21 protein-coding genes and 1 tRNA gene are annotated in these 20,277 nt (G+C 46.5%); 17 read left to right on the top strand and 5 right to left on the bottom strand.

What is annotated here, in order from left to right:
• The first annotated feature begins 201 nt into the window (after positions 1-201).
• From hisH to hisF, 5 genes are all read left to right on the top strand, one after another.
• Positions 202-804, top strand: coding sequence for an imidazole glycerol phosphate synthase subunit HisH (hisH, locus tag B5M13_RS32935; RefSeq protein WP_080059683.1), 603 nt, complete (start codon positions 202-204; stop codon positions 802-804).
• Between the two features lie 74 nt (positions 805-878).
• Positions 879-1,601 (top strand): 1-(5-phosphoribosyl)-5-[(5-phosphoribosylamino)methylideneamino]imidazole-4-carboxamide isomerase, encoded by a 723-nt coding sequence (gene hisA, locus B5M13_RS32930; RefSeq protein ID WP_080059682.1) that lies wholly within the window; start codon positions 879-881, stop codon positions 1,599-1,601.
• A 10-nt stretch (positions 1,602-1,611) separates the two neighbouring features.
• Positions 1,612-2,262: a hypothetical protein gene (locus tag B5M13_RS32925; RefSeq protein WP_080059681.1), complete on the top strand. Its 651-nt coding sequence runs from the start codon at positions 1,612-1,614 to the stop codon at positions 2,260-2,262.
• 1 nt (position 2,263) lies between these two features.
• Positions 2,264-2,686, top strand: coding sequence for a GNAT family N-acetyltransferase (locus B5M13_RS32920; protein ID WP_080059680.1), 423 nt, complete (start codon positions 2,264-2,266; stop codon positions 2,684-2,686).
• Entirely contained in the window at positions 2,686-3,468 is a 783-nt protein-coding gene (gene hisF, locus B5M13_RS32915) for an imidazole glycerol phosphate synthase subunit HisF (RefSeq protein WP_080059679.1), read from the top strand. Before B5M13_RS32920 ends, hisF begins: the two co-directional genes overlap by 1 nt.
• 81 nt (positions 3,469-3,549) lie before the next feature.
• Here the strand turns inward: hisF and B5M13_RS32910 are convergent, their stop codons facing one another.
• Positions 3,550-4,440 (bottom strand): porin family protein, encoded by an 891-nt coding sequence (locus B5M13_RS32910; protein ID WP_080059678.1) that lies wholly within the window; start codon positions 4,438-4,440, stop codon positions 3,550-3,552.
• Positions 4,441-4,479: 39 nt separating this feature from the next.
• Between B5M13_RS32910 and gldB the strand changes: the two genes are divergently transcribed.
• The 4 genes from gldB (at position 4,480) to B5M13_RS32890 (ending at position 9,730) form a co-directional block, all read left to right on the top strand.
• Positions 4,480-5,454: a gliding motility lipoprotein GldB gene (gene gldB, locus B5M13_RS32905; protein ID WP_080060185.1), complete on the top strand. Its 975-nt coding sequence runs from the start codon at positions 4,480-4,482 to the stop codon at positions 5,452-5,454.
• A gap of 84 nt (positions 5,455-5,538) precedes the next feature.
• On the top strand, positions 5,539-7,344 hold the full coding sequence (locus B5M13_RS32900) for an ABC transporter ATP-binding protein (protein ID WP_080059677.1): 1,806 nt from the start codon (positions 5,539-5,541) through the stop codon (positions 7,342-7,344).
• 70 nt (positions 7,345-7,414) lie between these two features.
• Positions 7,415-7,831, top strand: a complete 417-nt coding sequence (locus B5M13_RS32895; RefSeq protein ID WP_080059676.1) for a Fur family transcriptional regulator — start codon at positions 7,415-7,417, stop codon at positions 7,829-7,831.
• 87 nt (positions 7,832-7,918) lie between these two features.
• Positions 7,919-9,730, top strand: a complete 1,812-nt coding sequence (locus B5M13_RS32890; protein WP_080059675.1) for a MutS-related protein — start codon at positions 7,919-7,921, stop codon at positions 9,728-9,730.
• 230 nt (positions 9,731-9,960) lie between these two features.
• Here the strand turns inward: B5M13_RS32890 and B5M13_RS32885 are convergent.
• A tRNA-Phe gene (locus B5M13_RS32885) sits at positions 9,961-10,033 on the bottom strand.
• Between the two features lie 142 nt (positions 10,034-10,175).
• Here B5M13_RS32885 and B5M13_RS32880 point away from each other — a divergent pair.
• From B5M13_RS32880 to nadD, 7 genes are all read left to right on the top strand, one after another.
• Positions 10,176-11,552, top strand: coding sequence for a 4Fe-4S dicluster domain-containing protein (locus B5M13_RS32880; protein ID WP_080059674.1), 1,377 nt, complete (start codon positions 10,176-10,178; stop codon positions 11,550-11,552).
• An 86-nt stretch (positions 11,553-11,638) separates the two neighbouring features.
• A complete protein-coding gene (locus B5M13_RS32875) occupies positions 11,639-12,439 on the top strand; it encodes a (Fe-S)-binding protein (RefSeq protein ID WP_080059673.1) in 801 nt (266 codons plus the stop codon).
• A gap of 95 nt (positions 12,440-12,534) precedes the next feature.
• Positions 12,535-13,032 (top strand): hypothetical protein, encoded by a 498-nt coding sequence (locus tag B5M13_RS32870; RefSeq protein WP_080060184.1) that lies wholly within the window; start codon positions 12,535-12,537, stop codon positions 13,030-13,032.
• A 245-nt stretch (positions 13,033-13,277) separates the two neighbouring features.
• On the top strand, positions 13,278-13,970 hold the full coding sequence (locus tag B5M13_RS32865) for a sigma-70 family RNA polymerase sigma factor (RefSeq protein WP_179950473.1): 693 nt from the start codon (positions 13,278-13,280) through the stop codon (positions 13,968-13,970).
• A 123-nt stretch (positions 13,971-14,093) separates the two neighbouring features.
• Positions 14,094-14,336 carry a hypothetical protein gene (locus B5M13_RS32860; RefSeq protein WP_080059672.1) on the top strand — a complete coding sequence of 81 codons (243 nt, stop codon included), beginning with the start codon at positions 14,094-14,096 and terminating at the stop codon, positions 14,334-14,336.
• An 89-nt stretch (positions 14,337-14,425) separates the two neighbouring features.
• The gene (gmk, locus tag B5M13_RS32855; RefSeq protein WP_080059671.1) at positions 14,426-15,025 is read left to right on the top strand and encodes a guanylate kinase; all 600 of its coding nucleotides are present in this window, start codon (positions 14,426-14,428) and stop codon (positions 15,023-15,025) included.
• A gap of 110 nt (positions 15,026-15,135) precedes the next feature.
• Positions 15,136-15,708, top strand: coding sequence for a nicotinate (nicotinamide) nucleotide adenylyltransferase (nadD, locus tag B5M13_RS32850; RefSeq protein WP_080059670.1), 573 nt, complete (start codon positions 15,136-15,138; stop codon positions 15,706-15,708).
• Between the two features lie 59 nt (positions 15,709-15,767).
• Here nadD and B5M13_RS32845 read toward each other — a convergent pair whose 3' ends face one another.
• The 3 genes from B5M13_RS32845 to cysS all read right to left on the bottom strand — a co-directional run bounded on the left by B5M13_RS32845 (position 15,768) and on the right by cysS (position 18,761).
• Positions 15,768-16,112 (bottom strand): hypothetical protein, encoded by a 345-nt coding sequence (locus B5M13_RS32845; protein ID WP_080059669.1) that lies wholly within the window; start codon positions 16,110-16,112, stop codon positions 15,768-15,770.
• A gap of 99 nt (positions 16,113-16,211) precedes the next feature.
• Entirely contained in the window at positions 16,212-17,237 is a 1,026-nt protein-coding gene (locus B5M13_RS32840) for a M28 family peptidase (protein WP_080059668.1), read from the bottom strand.
• 30 nt (positions 17,238-17,267) lie between these two features.
• On the bottom strand, positions 17,268-18,761 hold the full coding sequence (gene cysS, locus B5M13_RS32835; RefSeq protein WP_080059667.1) for a cysteine--tRNA ligase: 1,494 nt from the start codon (positions 18,759-18,761) through the stop codon (positions 17,268-17,270).
• A 256-nt stretch (positions 18,762-19,017) separates the two neighbouring features.
• On the opposite strand from cysS, the gene B5M13_RS32830 reads away from it, so the two are divergent.
• On the top strand, positions 19,018-20,214 hold the full coding sequence (locus B5M13_RS32830; RefSeq protein WP_080060182.1) for a hypothetical protein: 1,197 nt from the start codon (positions 19,018-19,020) through the stop codon (positions 20,212-20,214).
• Positions 20,215-20,277: the final 63 nt, after the last annotated feature.

Raw genomic sequence — 20,277 nt, 5'->3', positions numbered from 1 at the left:
ATCATCACTCTGAGCGGTAACGCGGCAGAACAAGATGCGTTTGTTTGTGAGTTCGGAACGTCAATTCGGATAACCACATATACAAAGCCCGGTTCTGCTAACGAGCCGGGCTTTTTTAATGAATAATGTACAATGTATAACGCAAAATGCCGAGTTGGTAAACGGTTATTCAGTATACATTTTCCATGATGCATTACCCTTATGAAAACGGTCATTATTAAATACAACGCTGGTAATGTTCAGTCGGTTATGTATGCCCTGGAACGATTGGGGGCTTCTTATCTGCTGACGGACGATGAAGCCGAAATTCGCTCGGCCGATAAGGTGATTTTTCCTGGGGTTGGCGAAGCTAGTACCGCTATGGCTTATCTGCGGGAACGAGGGCTGGATAAACTAATTCCATCCTTGAAACAGCCTGTACTTGGCACGTGTGTTGGTATGCAGTTGATGTGTCGGTATTCAGAAGAGAATGATACGACCTGCATGGGCATTTTCGACATTGATGTTCGGCGTTTTCCGGCCCATCGTGGAAACGGAAAACCACGTCTTAAAGTACCGCACACAGGTTGGAACAGTATTAACAACCTGCAAGGTCCACTAACCGAAGGGCTGTCGGAAAATGCATATGTATATTTCGTGCATAGTTATGCGGCTGATGTTTGCCCTAATACAACGGCCATCTGTGATTACGTTCGGCCATTTAGTGCCATGCTCCAGCGTGATAATTTCTATGCGGCCCAATTTCACGCGGAAATCAGTGGTAATGTCGGCCAGCGAATACTGGAAAACTTTTTGAAACTATAACACGGAAGCTTCGCCGTCGCGGTGTAAATCCGCTACAATGAAAGCCAACAGGCGGGTTTCCACCCGCGTTACACATGTACATCATACCCGCAATTGACCTTATTGAAGGAAAAGCTGTTCGCCTGACGCAGGGCGATTATAGCCAGAAAAAAGAATACAATGCCCGCCCATTGGAAGTAGCACAGCAATTTGAAGATGCTGGTCTGACCCGACTCCATTTAGTTGACCTTGATGGAGCAAAAGAAAAACGGGTTATTAACTGGAAAGTGCTTGAATTGATCGCTTCCAAAACCAAACTCCATATTGATTTCGGGGGTGGTGTACAATCGGATGAGGATCTGCGGGTCGTTTTTGAATGTGGAGCTAAACAGGTGACGGGTGGAAGTATTGCCGTCAAACAACCTGAGGTGATGGAGCGATGGCTCTCGCAACTGGGCTCCGAAGCGATTATCCTGGGGGCTGATGCGAAAAATGAAAAAATAGCTGTCAGTGGCTGGGAGGAATCGACTGAGGTTTGGGTATATGATTTTGTGGAGAAATGGGTAGAGAAAGGCATTAGCTATGTCATTAGCACCGATGTAGCGAAAGATGGCTTGCTACAGGGCCCATCTTTTGAATTATATCGAAACCTACAGGATCAGTTTCCGAAACTAAACGTCATTGCCAGTGGCGGGGTCAGTAACATGGCTGATATTGAAACCTTGGCCGATATGAATGTATTCGGAGTTATCGTGGGTAAAGCCATTTATGAAGGGCGCGTAACACTAAAAGAATTGAGTCGGTTTATGGGCATCTAAAGAACATATTATGCGAAATTCTGACGTAAGCCTACTTCTACTACTAGTTCTTGTGGTTTCTGGCTGGGCGGTTGGTAAACCAAAACCTACGTTGGGATTATATTTTCCTGATTTGACTTACAAAATGGGCTTAAAAGATCCTGAATTAAAGGAAGGGGAGTATGAAGTTCGGATTTGGCAAAAATGCGAATTGTGTTTTGGAGAAGCTCACGAACTTTATCTCCTGAAAAAGACCCGGAAAATGTTGAAACTGTCAGTCTATACTATCCATTATACGGGTCCAAAATTTAAGCGGGCCAAACGGGTGAATACATGCAAGCTTTCTTCAGCGGAGTTATGGAATCAGTTGATTCAGAAAGGCATATTGACGTTGCCTGACCAATCCATGATTGATAATGAATTACACCCCAAACATCAAAAAGACTCAACATGGACTATGGTTGAAGCTGATGGTACTATAAGTGTACATGCCCGAAAAACAAAGTCTTCATTTATCGTTTCAGACGGTGAAAGCTACTATTTCGAAACGATCTCTTCAACCGCGAATCGAATGTATATGTATAGCAATCCATATGTCTATTTCAGAAACAGACCTGATATTGTTGAGCTGAAGAATGTAGTTGCTATTCTGGATAAGTTGAAACAAGTGATCAATCGATAGTATGAATGAAGAATACACCATCAACGCTGACAAGGCCAGGCTGGACATTGATGTGATTCATCGATTTCTGAGCGAAGAGGCTTACTGGTGCCTGAATATTCCCCGTGAACTCGTTCAGCGATCCATCGACAACTCTGTATGTTTCGGCGTATATCAAGATGATAACCAAGTTGGATTTGCCCGCGTAGTAACAGACTTAGCAACATTCGGGTATCTGGCCGATGTGTTTATTCTGCCCGAACATCGGGGTAAAGGGTTATCCAAACAGTTGATAGCATTCATTATGGCCTATCCGCCGTTGCAGGGCTTGCGACGCATTATGCTGGTGACCCGCGATGCCCACGGCCTTTACAAACAATTTGGATTTCAGGTTAGCGACAATCCAGAAAATACCATGTATATCAAAGCATTTACGTCTTACTGATGCTCACCAAACGAATTATTCCCTGTCTTGATATAAAAGATGGTCGTACCGTTAAAGGAACAAACTTTGTGAACCTGCGCGACGCAGGCGACCCGGTTGCCCTGGCAGCTATTTATGCCGACCAGGGTGCCGACGAACTGGTTTTCCTGGATATTACGGCCACTGTCGACGAGCGCAAAACCCTGATCGAACTCGTTCGAAACGTGGCACATACCATCAACATTCCCTTTACGGTAGGTGGCGGTATTTCGTCGGTAGCGGATGTTTCGGCGCTACTGAACGCTGGAGCTGATAAAATTTCAATCAATTCATCGGCCGTTCGCAATCCGGATTTAGTGAACCAGCTTGCGCTTGAGTTTGGTAGTCAATGCGTGGTAGTGGCCATTGATACACGCTGGATTCCAGCAGAGCAAGCAGAAAAGGGCTCCCAATTCGAGCACATTGTGCATACACACGGCGGGCGCAAACCGACTGCCCTGCGAACCATTGCCTGGGCTAAAGAAGTCGAAGACCGGGGAGCGGGTGAAATCCTGTTAACGTCAATGGATACCGATGGCACTAAGGCCGGTTTTGCCCTTGATCTAACAGCGCAGATCTCAGGAGCGGCCAATATCCCAGTCATTGCGTCGGGTGGGGCCGGTTCGATGGATCATTTTGTCGATGTATTCACCACAGGAAAAGCTGATGCCGGATTAGCCGCCAGTATCTTTCACTTTAAAGAAATCGAGATTCCAGCCCTGAAAGGGTATTTACGAGAAAAGGGAATCGAAATGCGATTGTAGAGATGTATTGTGGACGGCTAGTCCGCGTAGCCGCCATAACTTAGTCTGGCGGCTACGCGGACTAGCCGTCCACAATACCTATTAAAATTTAAAGCCCAACTCCAGACTCACAACCCGGCTTTTAGATAGCAAGTCACTCCCTCGGGCAATATCGATAAGCCCACGTTGATAACTCATGCCCAGATTAAACGCGTTGTTCTGATTAATTTTATACTGGACACCCGCACCGAGCAGGAGTTCAACATCACCAAAGCCGTATTGACGGCGGTCGCCACCAGTCTCGGCCATATAGAGTCCGTTTCGAGCCTGTTCCAGTGCTCGTTCTGCTAATTTTATACTCAACAAACCTCCCGTTTGTACATACAAGCGCAGATCGGGCGCAATGTTATTGGCAAACATTTTTACCGTCATCGGTATTTGCAGATACTGGAGGTTGTAAACCGACTCTTTCTCCGGTGCACTTGGGTTCCAGCGGAGTTCACCAAACGAACCCGGCATTTGAAAGCCCGACCGTTTGATGGTATACCAAAGCCCGGAACTAAATGCATAACGATCTTTAAAGAAAAAGTAATCGAGCGATGGTCCGACACTCATCCGAACCCCGGCTCCATTGGCACGAAAACCAGCATAGTTCCCCGTACCCTCCGCCGTATTCAGATCGAGTGATGGAGCAAAACGGATACTCATTTCAATAAGATGCGTTGTCCATTGATAATCGGGTCCGGCACCATAACCATTATTTTCGGAAGACTGACGTTGCTGCCGACGACGGCGTTTTCGATCATCATCATAGTCGCGTCGATTCTGGTCCTGACCGTCATAATTATCGCCCAGAATTTTACGAAATCGCTTTTCAGTTACGTTTGATTCTTTAGTGCGTATACGGTAAAGGGCTGGTGAGGAAGATTGAGCCCAACTACTACCAACTACCAGCAATCCCAAAATCAGCCCAAACCCTGCAACTTTTTTCATAATTTTGCACGTTTTCTATATTGAAAACCTATGATTTTCATGCGAATACAAACGGCCATTGTCGGCCTTTTTTGTGTATTTCTTTTGGCTTCGTGTACAAAAAACGAAGACGTTACGATTATTCGGCTCGATCAGCAGCTCTTTTCCGGCCAATCTCCCGATAGTATCCAAGCTGTATTGAATCGGAATCCGGCTATAGCTCAATTGTACTTTAACGCGAACGGAGCCGGAAATGATACATCGGTTGTTCATGAATTGACCAATCGGATTACAAACCCAGCCCTTAATGAATTCAATCGGCAGATTCAGGCCGAATTTGGCGACTTGACCGATTTGCGGAAGCAATTAGGCGAAGCCTTCGCTAACATAAAAAAAGACTTTCCCGACTTCCAATCCCCCAAAATTGCAACGGTTGTTACAGGATTTATGGGCCCCGATCTGGTCGTCACCGACAGTTTAATTGTCATCGGTCTTGATTACTTCGTTGGCCCCAACGCTAAATTTCTACCGCCAGCAAACGAGTTTCCACAGTACATCCTACGTCGATACGATAAGGACCATCTGGTACCTGCTATTGTTTTTGCAATCTCAGACAAATACAATGCCACGAACCGCACTGACCAAACGATGCTGGCCGACATGGTATACTATGGTAAAGGGTATGTGTTTACTAAAACCATGTTACCCAATACAGCCGACAGCCTGGTTATCGGCTATACAGACAAACAATTGACACAAACGTTTAATGCGCAGGATATCGTTTGGGCACATTTTATTGATAATCAGTTGTTATACCAAACAAATCCGGCAATAAAGCAGCGGTATTTGAACGAACGGCCATTTACGGCCGAAATAGGTAAAGATTGTCCTGGCGCTATCGGTCGTTGGGTGGGCTGGCGCATTGTAAGTCTGTTTTATGATGAGCACAGCAGTGTTAGCATTGCAGACCTGATGCACAATGCCGACGCCCGACAAATTTTTGAACAGTCAGGATATAAAGGACAAAAAGAGTAAAAAAGCAGTGCATTGCGTCTACTACATAGTAGTCAGCGAATAGCTGAACAAAATAGGTAATGAATTGCTGTAAGAAAAAATAAAATGGCAAAACGGGGACGGAATTTTGGCGAGGAAGCCAGCGAAATTGATAAAAAGAAATATAGTCGGGACGACTACAAAAAAGCCCTGCGGGTGTTTAGATATGTACGACCGTATCGGATGCAGTTTGTGGTTGGCTTTATTTTCCTAATCCTGTCGACTACCACTACACTGAGTTTTCCGGCGTTGATTGGGCAGGTAACCAGCGTTATTCAGGGCAAATCACCCTTTACCCTAAATCAGGTTATTCTGATGTTTGGCGGTATCCTGGTATTGCAGGCTATCTTCTCCTTCTTCCGAATCTATTTCTTCGCGCAGGTCAGTGAGCGGTCAATGGCCGATGTCCGGCGCGAAGTATACAGTAAAATCATTACCTTATCGATTCCATTTTTCGAAAAACGACGGGTCGGTGAATTAACGAGCCGCCTATCGGCCGATGTGTCGCAGTTGCAGGATATTTTATCCATCACCCTGGCCGAACTGTTCAGGCAGGTGGCTACGCTGGTTGGGGGTACACTTTTTATCCTCTACGTTTCCTGGAAGTTGACCCTATTTATGCTGGCGACGTTTCCAGTGATTATTGTAGCGGCTATGTTCTTCGGGCGGTTCATCCGACGACTGTCGAAGCAGGCACAGGATCAGCTAGCAGCCGCCAGTGTGATTGTGGAAGAAACCCTCCAATCCGTTAATGTGGTAAAAGCGTTCACCAATGAACGGCTGGAAATTGGTCGGTACAGTAATGCACTCCAAAAGATGGTTAACATTGCCCTCAAAGCGGCTCGTTTCCGGGGGGTATTTGTCTCGTTCATCATCTTTGCGATGTTTGGCGGTATTATGGGCATCGTTTGGTACGGCGGTAGCCTGGTTCAGTCGGGCGAAATTCCATTTGCTGATTTACTCACCTTTATCTTCTACACGGCTTTTATCGGAGGATCGGTAGCGGGTATGGGCGATTTATACGCGCAGGTTCAGAAAACAGTTGGCGCTTCGGAACGGATTCTGGAGATTCTGGAAGAACCTTCGGAAGTTAACGCGGCCGACGAGCTGCCTTTGTTTGTACCCCTGCAAGGAAAAGTGCAGTTCAGTGATGTTCGTTTTTCGTACCCTTCCCGACCCGAAGTGCCTGTTTTAAAAGGTATTTCGCTGACGGTAGAAGCCGGACGGAAAATTGCGCTGGTTGGGCAAAGCGGAGCCGGAAAGTCAACGATTGTCCAGTTGCTGATGCGATACTACCCAATCAGTGGTGGGCAAATCACCGTCGACGGTCGTGATTTGATGACTTTCAATGTGACTGAACTACGGAAAAATATTGCCGTAGTTCCGCAGGAGGTGATTTTGTTTGGGGGTACTATTCTCGAAAATATTCAGTATGGTAAGCCTGGCGCTACTGAAGCCGAAGTACGCGAAGCTGCCCGAAAAGCCAATGCATTGCAGTTTATAGATTCCTTCCCAGAGGGCCTTCAGACCGTTGTGGGTGAGCGGGGTATTAAGCTATCAGGAGGGCAACGTCAGCGAATCGCCATTGCACGAGCTATTCTGAAAGATCCGGCTATTCTGATTCTGGACGAAGCAACCAGTTCGTTGGATGCCGAATCGGAAAAACTGGTGCAGGAAGCCCTGGACGAACTGATGCAGAATCGGACCACGATTATTATCGCCCACCGATTGGCAACCATCCGCAAAGTGGATCGAATTTATGTTTTACGCGAAGGGCAGATTGCTGAAGCGGGTACCCATGATGAACTGGCGCTACAGGAAAACGGCATCTACGCAAATCTGGTTAAATTGCAGTTCGAACCAATCGAGTAATGGATAATAGGTAATGTGTCACTTGAAAAAACATTATCTATTATCCATTGTACATTATTCATTCATAAAAATGACACTGGCTTCTAAAACCCTGAAAGACTTTAATCTTCGGCATACCAATGGCCGGGAGGAAGTGCTTGACTTGTTCCTGAACGCTGGTCATGCACTGGCGCATAACGATGTTGAGAATGGCCTTGGCCCCGATCATGACCGAGTGACGATCTACCGAACGCTTCGTACCTTTCTGGACAAAGGACTACTTCATAAAGTCCTTGACGACGAAGGAGGAACGAAATATGCTCTCTGCCGGGAAACCTGCTCCGACGGTCACCATCACCACGACCACGTTCATTTTAAATGTGAAGCCTGCGGACAAACGACCTGTTTGGATAAGGTCAGAATTCCCACAATCGCATTACCCGAAGGGTACAATCGTAAAGAAATGAATCTTCTGATTCAGGGCGTATGTCAGGATTGTAATAAGTAATGTAGCGAAATTGCCCTCAAGCGGGATTTCCTGTCACTAGTAACCCGTGCCTCTAACAAAATCGCGGGTTATGGCCTGCGTTACCTAATGAACCCCGAAACGTTATTTACAGAACGCCAGCAACAATTTACGAGTGCCGCACAAGCCGCCCAACGCCAGTTCAACCAATTGGCCTTTTGGCGGCTTGTGTGGTTTATAGGTAGCCTCGTTGCTACTTGGGCATTTATACAGACAAATCAGCAACTGGCTGCCTTCGTAACGCTGGTAGCTGGCGTTATTGGCTTCCTGATTCTCTTAAAAAAACACCAGGAAGTTCGACTTAAACGCGATCTGAACCAGAAACTAGCGTTTATCAATCAAGACGAGTCAACGCGGCTTAAACGCCAATATCTCCGGCCTGAAACGGGAGAACAGTTTGGCAGCCCGACGCATTACTATACTGGTGATTTAGATGTGTTTGGCAAACATTCGCTGTTTCGCCTGCTTAACCGGACCCATACCTACGAAGGCCAGAATCGATTAGGCTCCTGGCTCAAAGCCCCTTCGTCGCCCGATTCGATTCGACTACGACATCAGGTCGTGGATGAACTGAAACCACAAATTGACTGGCGGCAGCAATTTGAAGGAGTAGCTTACATCGAAGAAAACGTAGGTCAATCACCAGCTGACTTAATCAAATGGGCTACAGCAGAAACTACCCCTCTACCAGGCTATTTGACGGTCGTTCGTTTCCTATTTCCTGCTATGACCTTGAGCTTGGCTATTGCCTGGTTAGCAGGTTATTTACCTGGAATGACTGTTTTACTGGCTTTAGCCATACACGGCTTTATTCTTAGTCAGACGGCAGCACGAGCAAAGGAAGTTAGTGAGCAAACGTTCGAAATATCGGCTGCATTACGGGCTTTCCGGAGCTTATTTCAGCAAGCCGAGCAACTAAAAGGTGAAGCCATTCGGCTCCGGGCCATCCGGCAGGCGCTGACTTCCGACAAACAATCGGCATCGGAGGCTATTGGGTCTCTGGCGAAGCTAACCGAAGGACTAAACTACCGTCGTAACCCCTACTTTTTTCTGCTATTTGGCATTGCAACACTCTGGGACATTCAGTACCTATATCGGCTCGAACGTTGGCGGCAAACACATGGTCCAGAGCTGAGCCGCTGGTTTGAAGCGCTTGGTGAGCTGGAAGCGCTGAATAGTCTGGCTGGTTTTGCCTATGCTCATCCTGGTTATACGACGCCAGATATTGTTGACGACGAATTTATGCTGGATTTTACATTAGCCGCTCACCCGTTACTTCCTCCTGATCGAAGTATTGCCAATTCGTTAAAAATGACTGGTTCGGGACAAACAATATTGATTACGGGTTCCAACATGTCGGGAAAGAGTACATTTTTGCGAACGATTGGGGCCAATGTGGTACTGTCTCTGGCTGGGGCTGTTGTTAGTGCCGAACGCTTCTGGTGTTCGCCTGTGCGTGTGTTTACCAGCATGCGGACACAGGATTCCCTGGAAGAAAGTACATCCTCCTTTTATGCCGAACTGAAGCGATTACAAACGCTTATTCAACTAACAAAGCAACCATCTAAAATCCCGGTGCTTTATTTCCTGGACGAGATTCTGAAAGGCACCAATTCGGCTGATCGACATCGGGGTGCTGAGGCTCTGATTCGCCAATTACATCGCACCACCGCTTCAGGCTTTGTATCGACCCATGATCTGGAATTAGGCCAGCTTACCAATACCGACGATTTCGTCCGCAATTACCATTTCCAGTCAGATCTCGAAAATGGCGAGCTTGTATTCGATTATAAGCTACGCGAGGGTATCTGTCAAAGTTTCAACGCTAGTCAACTTATGCAGGCTATTGGGATTGAAATGGATTCGCTACAGAAGAAATAATTAGATCGACGGGACTATCTTCTCTGTTAGTAGTTCACTAAACAAGCAGGCTTTTGCTAATACCACAAATAGGCTTGCCTGCTATGGTGAAAGCACTATCTTTGCGTGTATGAAATAGTATGCTTGCATACTATTTCATACACGCAAAGATAGAAAGTTGATAATGGATCAGTTAATCGTAATCGGAACCAATAAAAAAGCCTTCTCAATTGAGAAGGCTTGGGTTGAGGTGGTGATGGACGGAATCGAACCGCCGACACAAGGATTTTCAGTCCTTTGCTCTACCAACTGAGCTACATCACCGCAACGGTGGACCGTTTAAATGTGGGTGCAAAAGTACGCCTTGTTATTCGTTTTGCAATACCTTATCTATAATTTTTTTGATTAAAGAAGCTATCGTATTGGTACCCTTCTGATAATCAGAGAGAATAAGTTGCATAAATACATGGAAATTGTTCAGCAAATAGTATTTGTAGTAGCATTAGCGGCTACTGGTTGGTATATAACCAAACGAATTCAGCTTATCAGCCGAGCTATCCGGCTGGGTCGTTCCGAAAATCGTACTGACCATGCTGATGAACGGCTTAGGACCATGCTGCTGGTAGCCTTTGGGCAAAAAAAGATGTTTACCAATCCGCTGGTGGGGGTGATGCACTTCGTGATTTATGCTGGTTTTCTGATTGTGAACATCGAAGTGCTGGAGATTATGCTGGATGGTATACTGGGCACTCACCGCCTGTTTGCGCCAGTTATTGCACCCGTTTATCCCTTTCTGATCGATGTTTTTGAAATCTTGGCGGTTGGCGTTCTGACGGTCTGCGTTGTATTTCTCTGCCGTCGGTTTATCGTTAAGGTAAATCGTTTCCAGCCGGAACGGCACCGCGAAATGACCCGTTGGCCTCGTACCGATGCCGCTATTATTTTGATAGCTGAAATTCTGCTGATGATTGCGTTTCTGACCTGGAATACCTCCGATAGTGTTTTACGGGATCGGGGTGTTGGCCATTATGCGGCCTTACAGGGGGTTATTCCTGATTTTCTGATTAGTCAATATTTAAAACCGCTTTTTATCAATTTCAGCGATACAGCTTTGATCGCTTATGAGCGCATAGCTTGGTGGTTCCATATTCTTGGGATTATGGCCTTCGCGGTTTATGTTACGTATTCCAAGCATCTGCACATTGCGTTGGGATTCCCGAACGTGTATTTCTCCGATCTGAAGCCCAAAGGGGAGATTCAGAATATGCCTGAAATCACAAAAGAGGTGCAATTGTCGCTTGGCTTGCCGGTAACCACCGGAACCGACGATTCACAGACTGATGACAATGGCCAGCAACCAGCAGAAATAGGCCGATTCGGCGCTAAAGATGTACAGGACCTGAAATGGATTAACCTCATGAATGCCTATAGCTGTACTGAGTGTGGGCGTTGTACGGCAGCGTGTCCAGCCAATATTACAGGTAAAAAGTTATCTCCCCGTAAAATTATGATGGATACCCGCGACCGGCTCGAAGAAATTCAGCAAGGTTGGAAAGCCAACGGGTACGATTACAAAGATGATAAGTCACTACTGAATGATTATATAACGGCCGAAGAGCTGAATGCCTGTACAACCTGCCAGGCCTGTGTAAACGCTTGTCCGATAAATATTAATCCGCTGGATATCATTCTTCAGTTGCGTCGGTATCGGGTTATGGAGGAGTCGCAGGCACCTGCCTCCTGGAATGCCATGTTCAGTAACATCGAAAATAATATGGCCCCCTGGAAGTTTTCACCCACTGACCGCTTCAACTGGGCCAATCAGGTTAATGAAGTTAAATAGGGTTTCGGTATTTGGTTTATGGATGCCTTATGTATAAGCTACCCTAAACAGTAAACCGAATACTGTAAACAGTTATTATAGAAAAAATGCCAACTGAAACAAACTATAAAGTGCCCACAATGGCGGATATGGCCGCAGCTGGCGAAGAGCCGGAGATTTTATTCTGGGTGGGTTGTGCGGGTTCATTCGATGACCGTTACAAACGGGTTACTATCGCGTTTGTGCGTATTCTGAATCATGTAGGCATCAAGTTCGCTGTACTGGGTACCGAAGAATCCTGCACGGGAGACCCAGCGCGCCGGGCCGGAAATGAGTTTTTATTTCAAATGCAGGCTGTGTCCAATATCCAAATCCTGAATGGCTATAATGTCAAGAAAATTGTGACAGCCTGCCCCCATTGCTTCAATACGCTTAAAAACGAGTATCCTGAACTAGGCGGTACCTATGAAGTCATTCACCATTCTCAGTTCCTGCAAAACCTCATCAATGAAGGGCGGATTAAAGTAAAAGATGGACAGTCGTTTAAGGGGCGCAAAATAACTTTTCATGATTCCTGCTATCTGGGCCGGGCCAATAAAGTCTATGAAGCGCCACGTGACGTCTTAGAAGCGCTGGATGCTGATCTGGTTGAAATGAAACGTGTGAAAGCGAACGGGTTGTGCTGTGGCGCTGGTGGAGGACAGTACTTCAAAGAACCTGAACCTGGTAAGAAAGATGTAAACGTAGAGCGAACAGAAGAAGCACTCAGTACGGGTGCTGATACGATTGCTGTAGCTTGTCCATTTTGCATGACGATGATGTCGGACGGCGTGAAAAATAAGAACCGTGAAGATTCCGTTCGTGTCTATGACATTGCGGAACTCATCGCCCAGAAAGAAGGGTTGTAAAATCAATGAACAATGTAAAAAGAATAATGATTAGCGATACATCTGCTGCTGCGTTATTCATTTTACATTGTTCATTATTCATTATCATTTTTGTTATGTGTATCGATTTCGACAAGCTGCCCGATCATGCCCGTGTATGGGTATACCAGGCCAATCGTTCGCTGGCGAGCGAAGAAGTGAAAACGATTGACGCAATGTTGCAAACGGCCTTAAACCAGTGGGCGGCCCACGGCGAACCATTGTTGTCATCAGCAAAGGTGATCGAAAACCGGTTTATTGTTGTGGCTGTAGATGAAGGGTATACGTTGCCTAGTGGCTGTTCTATAGACTCCTCAGTAAGAACCATACAGGAAATTGGACGTCAGGTTGGCGTTGATTTTTTCGACCGATCAGCCGCCGTTCTGTCGACCGATGGCTCGGTGCAGACAGTTGCTTTGCCAACGATTAAACTAGCCATTGCCGATGGTTTGCTGACACCTGACACCATTGTATTTAACACATTGGTGAAAACAAAGGCAGAATTTTTGGCAGATTGGCAGATTACAGCCATTAACTCTTGGCTTAAACGTTATTTTAAGCCAACGACTGTTTAAATTGTAAGATAAATTGTATCAAAGCCGGTCTATCGATATGTATTCTGTATCGATGGACCGGCTTTAACGTTGTCAGATTCTGAATCGTTCCTGCCAAATCGTCATAAATACTCATTTTTAGTCCCTGTTTTTGAACAAAGGATTAATTTTTGCAGTCATTTTTAGAAAACTCAGCGATTTGGATCGGGTAATTATCGAATTCGTTGGGTGTTGCCGATTGGAAACGGCAATTAACTCTTACTTTTATGGCGACTATTCCCGAAGTTATGTCAGATACGCCAACCAGCGACCGGAACGCCGGACCGGATCAATTTTTACCCGACAGCGATTCTGCCGAACAGCCACTGGCTAACGCGCCTTCTCGTGGCTATTCTGAGGAGCAGAAGTACCAGATTTTTAACAAGGAGTTTATGCCACACATCGACTCCATGTACAACTTCGCGTTTCGTCTGACAATGGATGAGGACGATGCGAATGATCTGGTGCAAGATACTTATCTGAAAGCGTTTCGGTTCATTTCCTCGTTTGAGCAAGGAACTAACGCTAAAGCATGGCTGTTTCGGATTTTGAAGAACAGTTTCATCAACGATTATCGGAAAAAAAGCAAGGAACCGGCTAAAGTAGATTATCAGGACGTTGAGACGACTTATAACTCTGAAGATGCCGAATCTGAACATACGGTCGACCTGCGGGCCGAGTCGGTTTCCGATTTAATTGGCGATGAAGTTGCAACAGCTCTGAACTCGTTGCCGGTTGACTTCCGGACAGTCATCATTCTTTGTGATATTGAAGGATTCACATATGAAGAAATGGCAAAGATTCTGGATATTCCAATTGGCACCGTCCGGTCTCGGTTGCACCGCGCTCGTAATCTGTTGAAGGAAAAATTGCGTGATTATGCTTCTTCAATGGGATATAAAGAAGAAAATGACGAATAAACCGAACTTTTTCTAAGCCAATTTTGGTTCTGCTGATAACTCTTAGTTATTATTATTCTTGGAATTAATAAAATTTTTCCAATGCAAACGCCGTTACCATCCTCGTCAGGCACCAAGCCAGAGATGAAAGAACATTGCAGTCACCGGGCTGACTGCCTGAAGTTAATTCAGTTGATTTTGGATGGAGAAGCCACCGAACAACAGCTTGCCAGAGCAAAAGCGAATCTCGAGTCGTGCAAGCCCTGTATTCAGATGTATCAACTCGAAAAAGAAGTGAAAGAGCTGTTGACTAAGCGCATAGAAAAAAGATGTTGCCCCGAGCAATTGGTTGCAACGATCAAATCCCGGATTCTAAGTTTTAGTTAGTAGTGACTGTACCGATTAGGGTAATTAGGGCAAACTTACAGGCAGCCTTAATTACCCTAATTAATTTTATACCGTAAACCTATCAGCACTTGGAAGGTAAACTGATTATTTTTTCGGCGCCATCGGGCTCCGGAAAAACAACCATCGTTAAGCATTTACTGGCCGAGAATACCAATCTCGGCTTTTCCATTTCGGCATGCACACGCGACCGACGGGGGCGGAGTGAGGAAAATGGCAAAGACTATTATTTTCTGACGCCAGAAGAATTTAAGCAGCGAATCGATAACGATGAATTCGTTGAATGGGAAGAAGTGTACACTGGGGCTTTTTACGGTACGCTAAAATCCGAAATTGAACGCGTTTGGGCTAGCGGCAAACATGTACTGTTCGATGTTGACGTTCAGGGAGGATTAAAGCTAAAAAACTACTATGGCGATAAAGCGTTGGCTGTGTTCGTAAAAGTTCCCGATGAAGCCACGCTACGCCAGCGGTTGATTGGCCGAGGTTCTGAAACCGAAGAAAGTTTATCCCGCCGTCTTTTTAAAGTGCATTTTGAAATGAGTTTTCAGAATCGTTTCGATGTGGTTCTGATGAACGATGAGTTGGAAACATCCCTTCAGAAAGCTCAGAAACTCGTCGATGATTTTGTGCAGAGAAACCAAGTACCTGCTAAAGGAACAGTGATTTAATTAGTTTAGGAGCGAGGAGTTGGGAGCGAGAATAGCTGACGCAGGATTTTTGTTGTTGTCGCGTCAGCCATTCTCGCTCCCAACTCCTCGCTCCTCGCTCCTGAGAAGTAATGAAAATTGGCTTGTTCTTTGGCTCATTCAACCCAATTCATATTGGCCACCTGATTATTGCCAATACAATGGCTACGACTACTGATCTGGATCAGGTCTGGTTTGTGGTATCGCCCCAGAATCCGTTTAAGAAGACGAAGAGCCTATTGCATGAATTTGATCGGCTCGATATGGTAGAACGAGCCATTGCCGACAATAGTCGCCTGAAAGCAACAGATATTGAATTTTCGATGCCCCGGCCCAGCTATACCATTGATACATTGGTTCGGTTAAGCGAAAAGTATCCGCAACATACCTTCCGGCTCATTATGGGTGAAGATAATCTTGAACAATTCGCCAACTGGAAGAATTACGACAAGATTCTGGAATATTATGGGTTGTACGTGTATCGGCGCCCGCGTGCTGTGGAAAGCCCGTTCAAGACCCATACAAATGTGCGAGTGATTGACGCGCCCTTGCTGGACATTTCGGCCACATTTATTCGGGACTGTGTACGGGACAACCGCTCTATCCGGTATATGGTGCCGGATGTTGTGGAAGAGATGATTGAGCGAAAGAAGTTTTATCTGTAAGGTGGCTGGAAAGCCGAGACTTGGTCACTTACTGAAAAAATCGCGGCTTTCCAGCCGCCTTACGGTATTCCATTCTGAAAGGTAACTTCCGTTGCCAGGCCGATGGCACTCATACGTATCGCTACTGAGCGGCTGTTGGATTTAGCTCCGGCTTGGTCACATTGGGGGCCTTTTTCCAGGAAATAAATATAGAATTTTTGGTTACGGTCGGCAATCTGGTTTATATCTGGCCGACCAAGCAGGTCACCAATCTCGTTGGCCGACTTGCCCTTTAAGTGCTGAATTTCGGCTTTAAAATCGGGAAGCAGCTTATCCCGAACGCCATTACATCCCCCTCGATCTCCCCGCCATTTTTTTATATCCAGCTTGCCAAATTGATCGGGTGCTGAATTACAGCCTAGCATTCCTACTAAGGTAAACACACAGCATAGGCTTAGATTTAGACTCCAATAGCCACTCTTTCGCTGGTACGTTAGCCCGGTCTTCACTCTTCCGCTCATTTCTTATTCTTCGTTGTAAAGTACTTGCAGGAGGGTTTGCCCAACAGCTTTTAGCGTGCCTTTGTCAATGTTACTCATGTCGTCTTCGGCGGTATGCCAGCTTGGAAAGAAACCACCCGTACCGATGTTCGTGTGAATAATGTCGATCATAGGAATTTTGGCGATTGTATTCGGCGCTACATGATCGTCGGTAATTTGCCCACCGGGTGTATCGACAAAATACTGACTATATCCGGCGTTACTAGCCGTTTGCCACACATTGTTCACAACGGTTGGCGCAAACTGCATCGATAGGCCTTCTTTAGCGAATGTAGCACCTTTAGCACCGACCATGTCCAGCAGAATACCGTAATAAGCTGAATAACCAGGTTTGTGCAGGTTTTTCGCCCAATAGCGGGAGCCTAGGCAGAAACCGATATAGTCGAATTGGTTACCACTCGCCTGTTCAAAATCATTGGTGGCTTTTTCGCCATTGCCCCAGTCTTCGGCATCAAAGAAAATAATGTCGATACCCACGGTTGGTTTCTGATTACTTTGCTGAATGGTACGTGCCAATTCGAGCAAAACCCCAACACCACTAGCTCCGTCATTTGCAGCTGTAACAGGCTTGTTCTGATCGGCTTTATCGGGGTCATTGTCGGCATGTGGGCGCGAATCCCAGTGCGAAGCCAGAACAATCCGCTTGGTTGCTTTGGGGTTAATACTACCAATGATATTGAGCGCATTCAGTTTTTTACCATCCCAGGTAGTAGCAACGAACGATTGCTGGGTAACCTCACAACCAAACTGCTTCAACTTCGTAACTAGATAATTACCGGTTTGGGTATGAGCGGGTGTGTTGGGAACACGGGGGCCAAAGGCCACTTGTTTCTCAATATACGTATAAGCCGAGTCGGCGTTGAAAGCGGGAGCCGATACAGTTTTTTGTTCAGTCGTCTGTGTCGAATCGCTCTGCGACTGTTTGGTTTTACAGGCGCTTGTTGCTACCAGCACAAGGGCTACCGAATAAACAAGGATGGATTTGGTCATTGTAGTATCGTGAATGGCGTAAAAGGACTTTTACTCTTCATAGGCCCAGTCGATCTGGTGTTTCATGTCTTTGATGGCTAACCCCTGCGCCTTAAAATACGAGCGAATCTGGTCGACTTTATCGTACTGACGCTGTTCTTTGTATTCGCGGTATAGCGTCAGTAATCCTTCCAGAATGGATTGATTGTAAGAGCCTTCTTCGGTTAGGCCGAGTACATCCTGCATAAACGAGACAAACGATTCTTTTAGCAGATTAAAGACGTCTTCGCCCAATACGGCTGGCTGGAGCTGATTCAGATACAGCATATTGATGTACTTGAGCAACGTAAATAGTTGGGCAATACCCACGGCTGTATTAAGGTCGTCGTTCAGGGCTTCGTAAAACTGCTGAACGGCCTGCCGAATATCCTGCTGTTTGTCTTCACTGATGGTTATAGATTCATCACCTGCGGGTCGATAGGTCAAGGTTTTCGCGATTCGTAAGCCATTGGCCAGTCGACGGTATCCTTTCTGAGCCGCTTTGAGGGCGTCGTTCGAGAAATCGAGGGTGCTTCGATAATGCGACTGAAGCATAAAGAACCGGACTGTCATCGGGCTGTAGGGCTGGTCGAGCAAGGGATGACTTCCGGCAAATAATTCGGCTGGGAGAAACGAGTTTCCTAATGACTTCGACATTTTTTGCCCGTTTACGGTCAGCATATTCGAGTGCATCCAGTATCGAACGGGGTCAATACCCGTGAGACCGTCGCCCTGAGCAATTTCACATTCGTGGTGCGGGAATTTCAGATCCATACCCCCGCCGTGAATATCGAACTGCTTGCCCAGGTATTTCATGCTCATGCACGAGCACTCGAGATGCCAGCCCGGAAAGCCTTCGCCCCAAGGGGAGTTCCAGCGCATGATGTGTTCGGGAGCCGCATTTTTCCAGATGGCAAAATCCAGTGGACTCCGCTTTTCTGACTGCCCGTCCAGTTCGCGGGTTTCATTGAGCAGATCGTCCAGAATACGGCCCGAAAGCTTGCCATAGTTGCCGCCCCGTTGATTGTACGCGTCGATATCGAAGTAGACCGAACCATTCGATTCGTACGCCAGTCCTTTCGCCAGTAGTGATTGAACAGCCTCGATCTGTTCAACCATATGTCCCGTCGCGGTTGGCTCAATGCTGGGCGAAATAGTATTGAACTGCGCCATCACGTTATGAAAATCGTTGGTGAAGCGTTGCACAATTTCCATTGGTTCTACCTTTTCGAGCTTTGCCATCCGACCAATCTTATCTTCGCCCTCATCGCCATCACCGACCAGATGTCCAACGTCGGTCAGGTTACGAACATAGCGAACTTTATAGCCGATAAACGTCAGATAGCGGTAGAGTGTATCGAACGTCAGAAAGGTACGCACGTTGCCCAGGTGAACGTAGTTGTACACCGTTGGACCGCAGACGTACATGCCCACATAAGGCGGATTGAGAGGTTCAAACAGTTCTTTTTTACGCGAAAGTGTATTGTACAGGTGAAGCGGTTGCATTGCTAGATCGACTATTTCAGAAATACAGAATAAAGGAATTTGGGCCAGATGGCTTACTATGAGCAGCTGATGTGCTCAACAACAACAGTGGGCCGGTAAAAAGAAGTTTCCTTTACGCTGCATGGCAGGAATGCATATGATTTGTGCTGGCGAAGTTACGGATTGTTCGTCGGAAAACGGCAACCCTCCTCGGCTACCCAAAGCTTTTGGTTATATTCGCGTTTTTAATGGGCGATTTGACCCCTTTCAGTCAGGAATGCAGGTAGTTGAGGTGGGCGCCAATGCCCAATACCAGAAAGAGTTTATTCAGTTTCCCGTACGGCTTTATCGGAATGATCCCTGCTGGATTCGGCCGCTGGATGCCGATGTTGAAGAGGTATTTGACCCGGCCCGAAACAAACGGTTTGAACGGGGCGAGTGCATCCGGTATTTGCTTCGTTCTGATAAAGGCGAAACTATCGGACGTATAGCTGCTTTCGTGGATTTCGAACTAGCAAATCTGGATAATGAGCAACCGACAGGCGGTATCGGCTTTTTCGAATGCATCGATGACCAGTCGGCAGCCTTTAGGCTATTCGATGCTGGTAAAGTGTGGCTGCAAGGCAAGGGTATGGAAGCGATGGATGGGCCGATCAATTTTGGCGACCGTGACCGCTGGTGGGGGTTGCTAGTCGATGGATTTGATCGGGAGCCTAACTATTGCATGCCGTACACGAAGCCGTATTATATTCCATTCTTCGAAAAGTATGGTTTTCAGGATTATTTCAAGCAATATACGTTTGGAATCCCAACCACCTGGTCGAAGCTAGTCGATATGTCGCAGGCGGTGAAAGATCGGGCACAGCGGATCTACCAAAATCCAGATTATACCTTCCGAACAATCGATAAGAAAGACCTTCCGGCAGCGGCCGAGCAGTTTCGGCATATTTACAACGCGGCCTGGGGAGGGCATAGTGGCGTTAAAGAGATGTCGGCCGAGCAGGCTCAGTTGCTGATGACGAAGCTGAAGCCGGTTATCGACGAAAAAATCATCTATTTTGCTTACTACCTGGGCGAGCCGGTGGCTTTCTTCGTTTGCCTGCCCGAACTCAATCAGGTCTTTAAACACGTAAATGGAAAACTTGACCTGATCGGGAAGCTGAAGTTTTTGTGGCACATGATTATGAAAACGAATCACAAAGCGTTCGGCGTTGTGTTTGGCGTAGCGCCAGAGCATCAGGGCAAAGGCGTTGAAGCGGCTATCGCTCTGCGGATGCCGCACGAAGCCGATCATAACCCCAACTTTCAGTATACCGAGTTGGAAATGAACTGGGTAGGCGATTTTAACCCAATTATGGTTCGTTTTGTGAGCCAGCTCGGTTCGAAGATCGTCAAAACCCACATTACCTACCGGAAATTATTCGACGAAACCAAACCATTTAAACGATGCCCGGTAATTGGGCGTAAAAAATAATTTTTCAGTTTTCAGTTTACGGTTTTCGGTTAGCTGACGCAGCAGTTGACGGTTGAGCCCGAC

Origin of the sequence: Spirosoma aerolatum, from assembly GCF_002056795.1 — a bacterium.
Taxonomy (GTDB): Bacteria; Bacteroidota; Bacteroidia; order Cytophagales; family Spirosomataceae; genus Spirosoma; species Spirosoma aerolatum.
The sequence above is the reverse complement of the archived record's forward strand: the minus strand, read 5'-3'. Positions and strand labels throughout refer to the sequence as shown.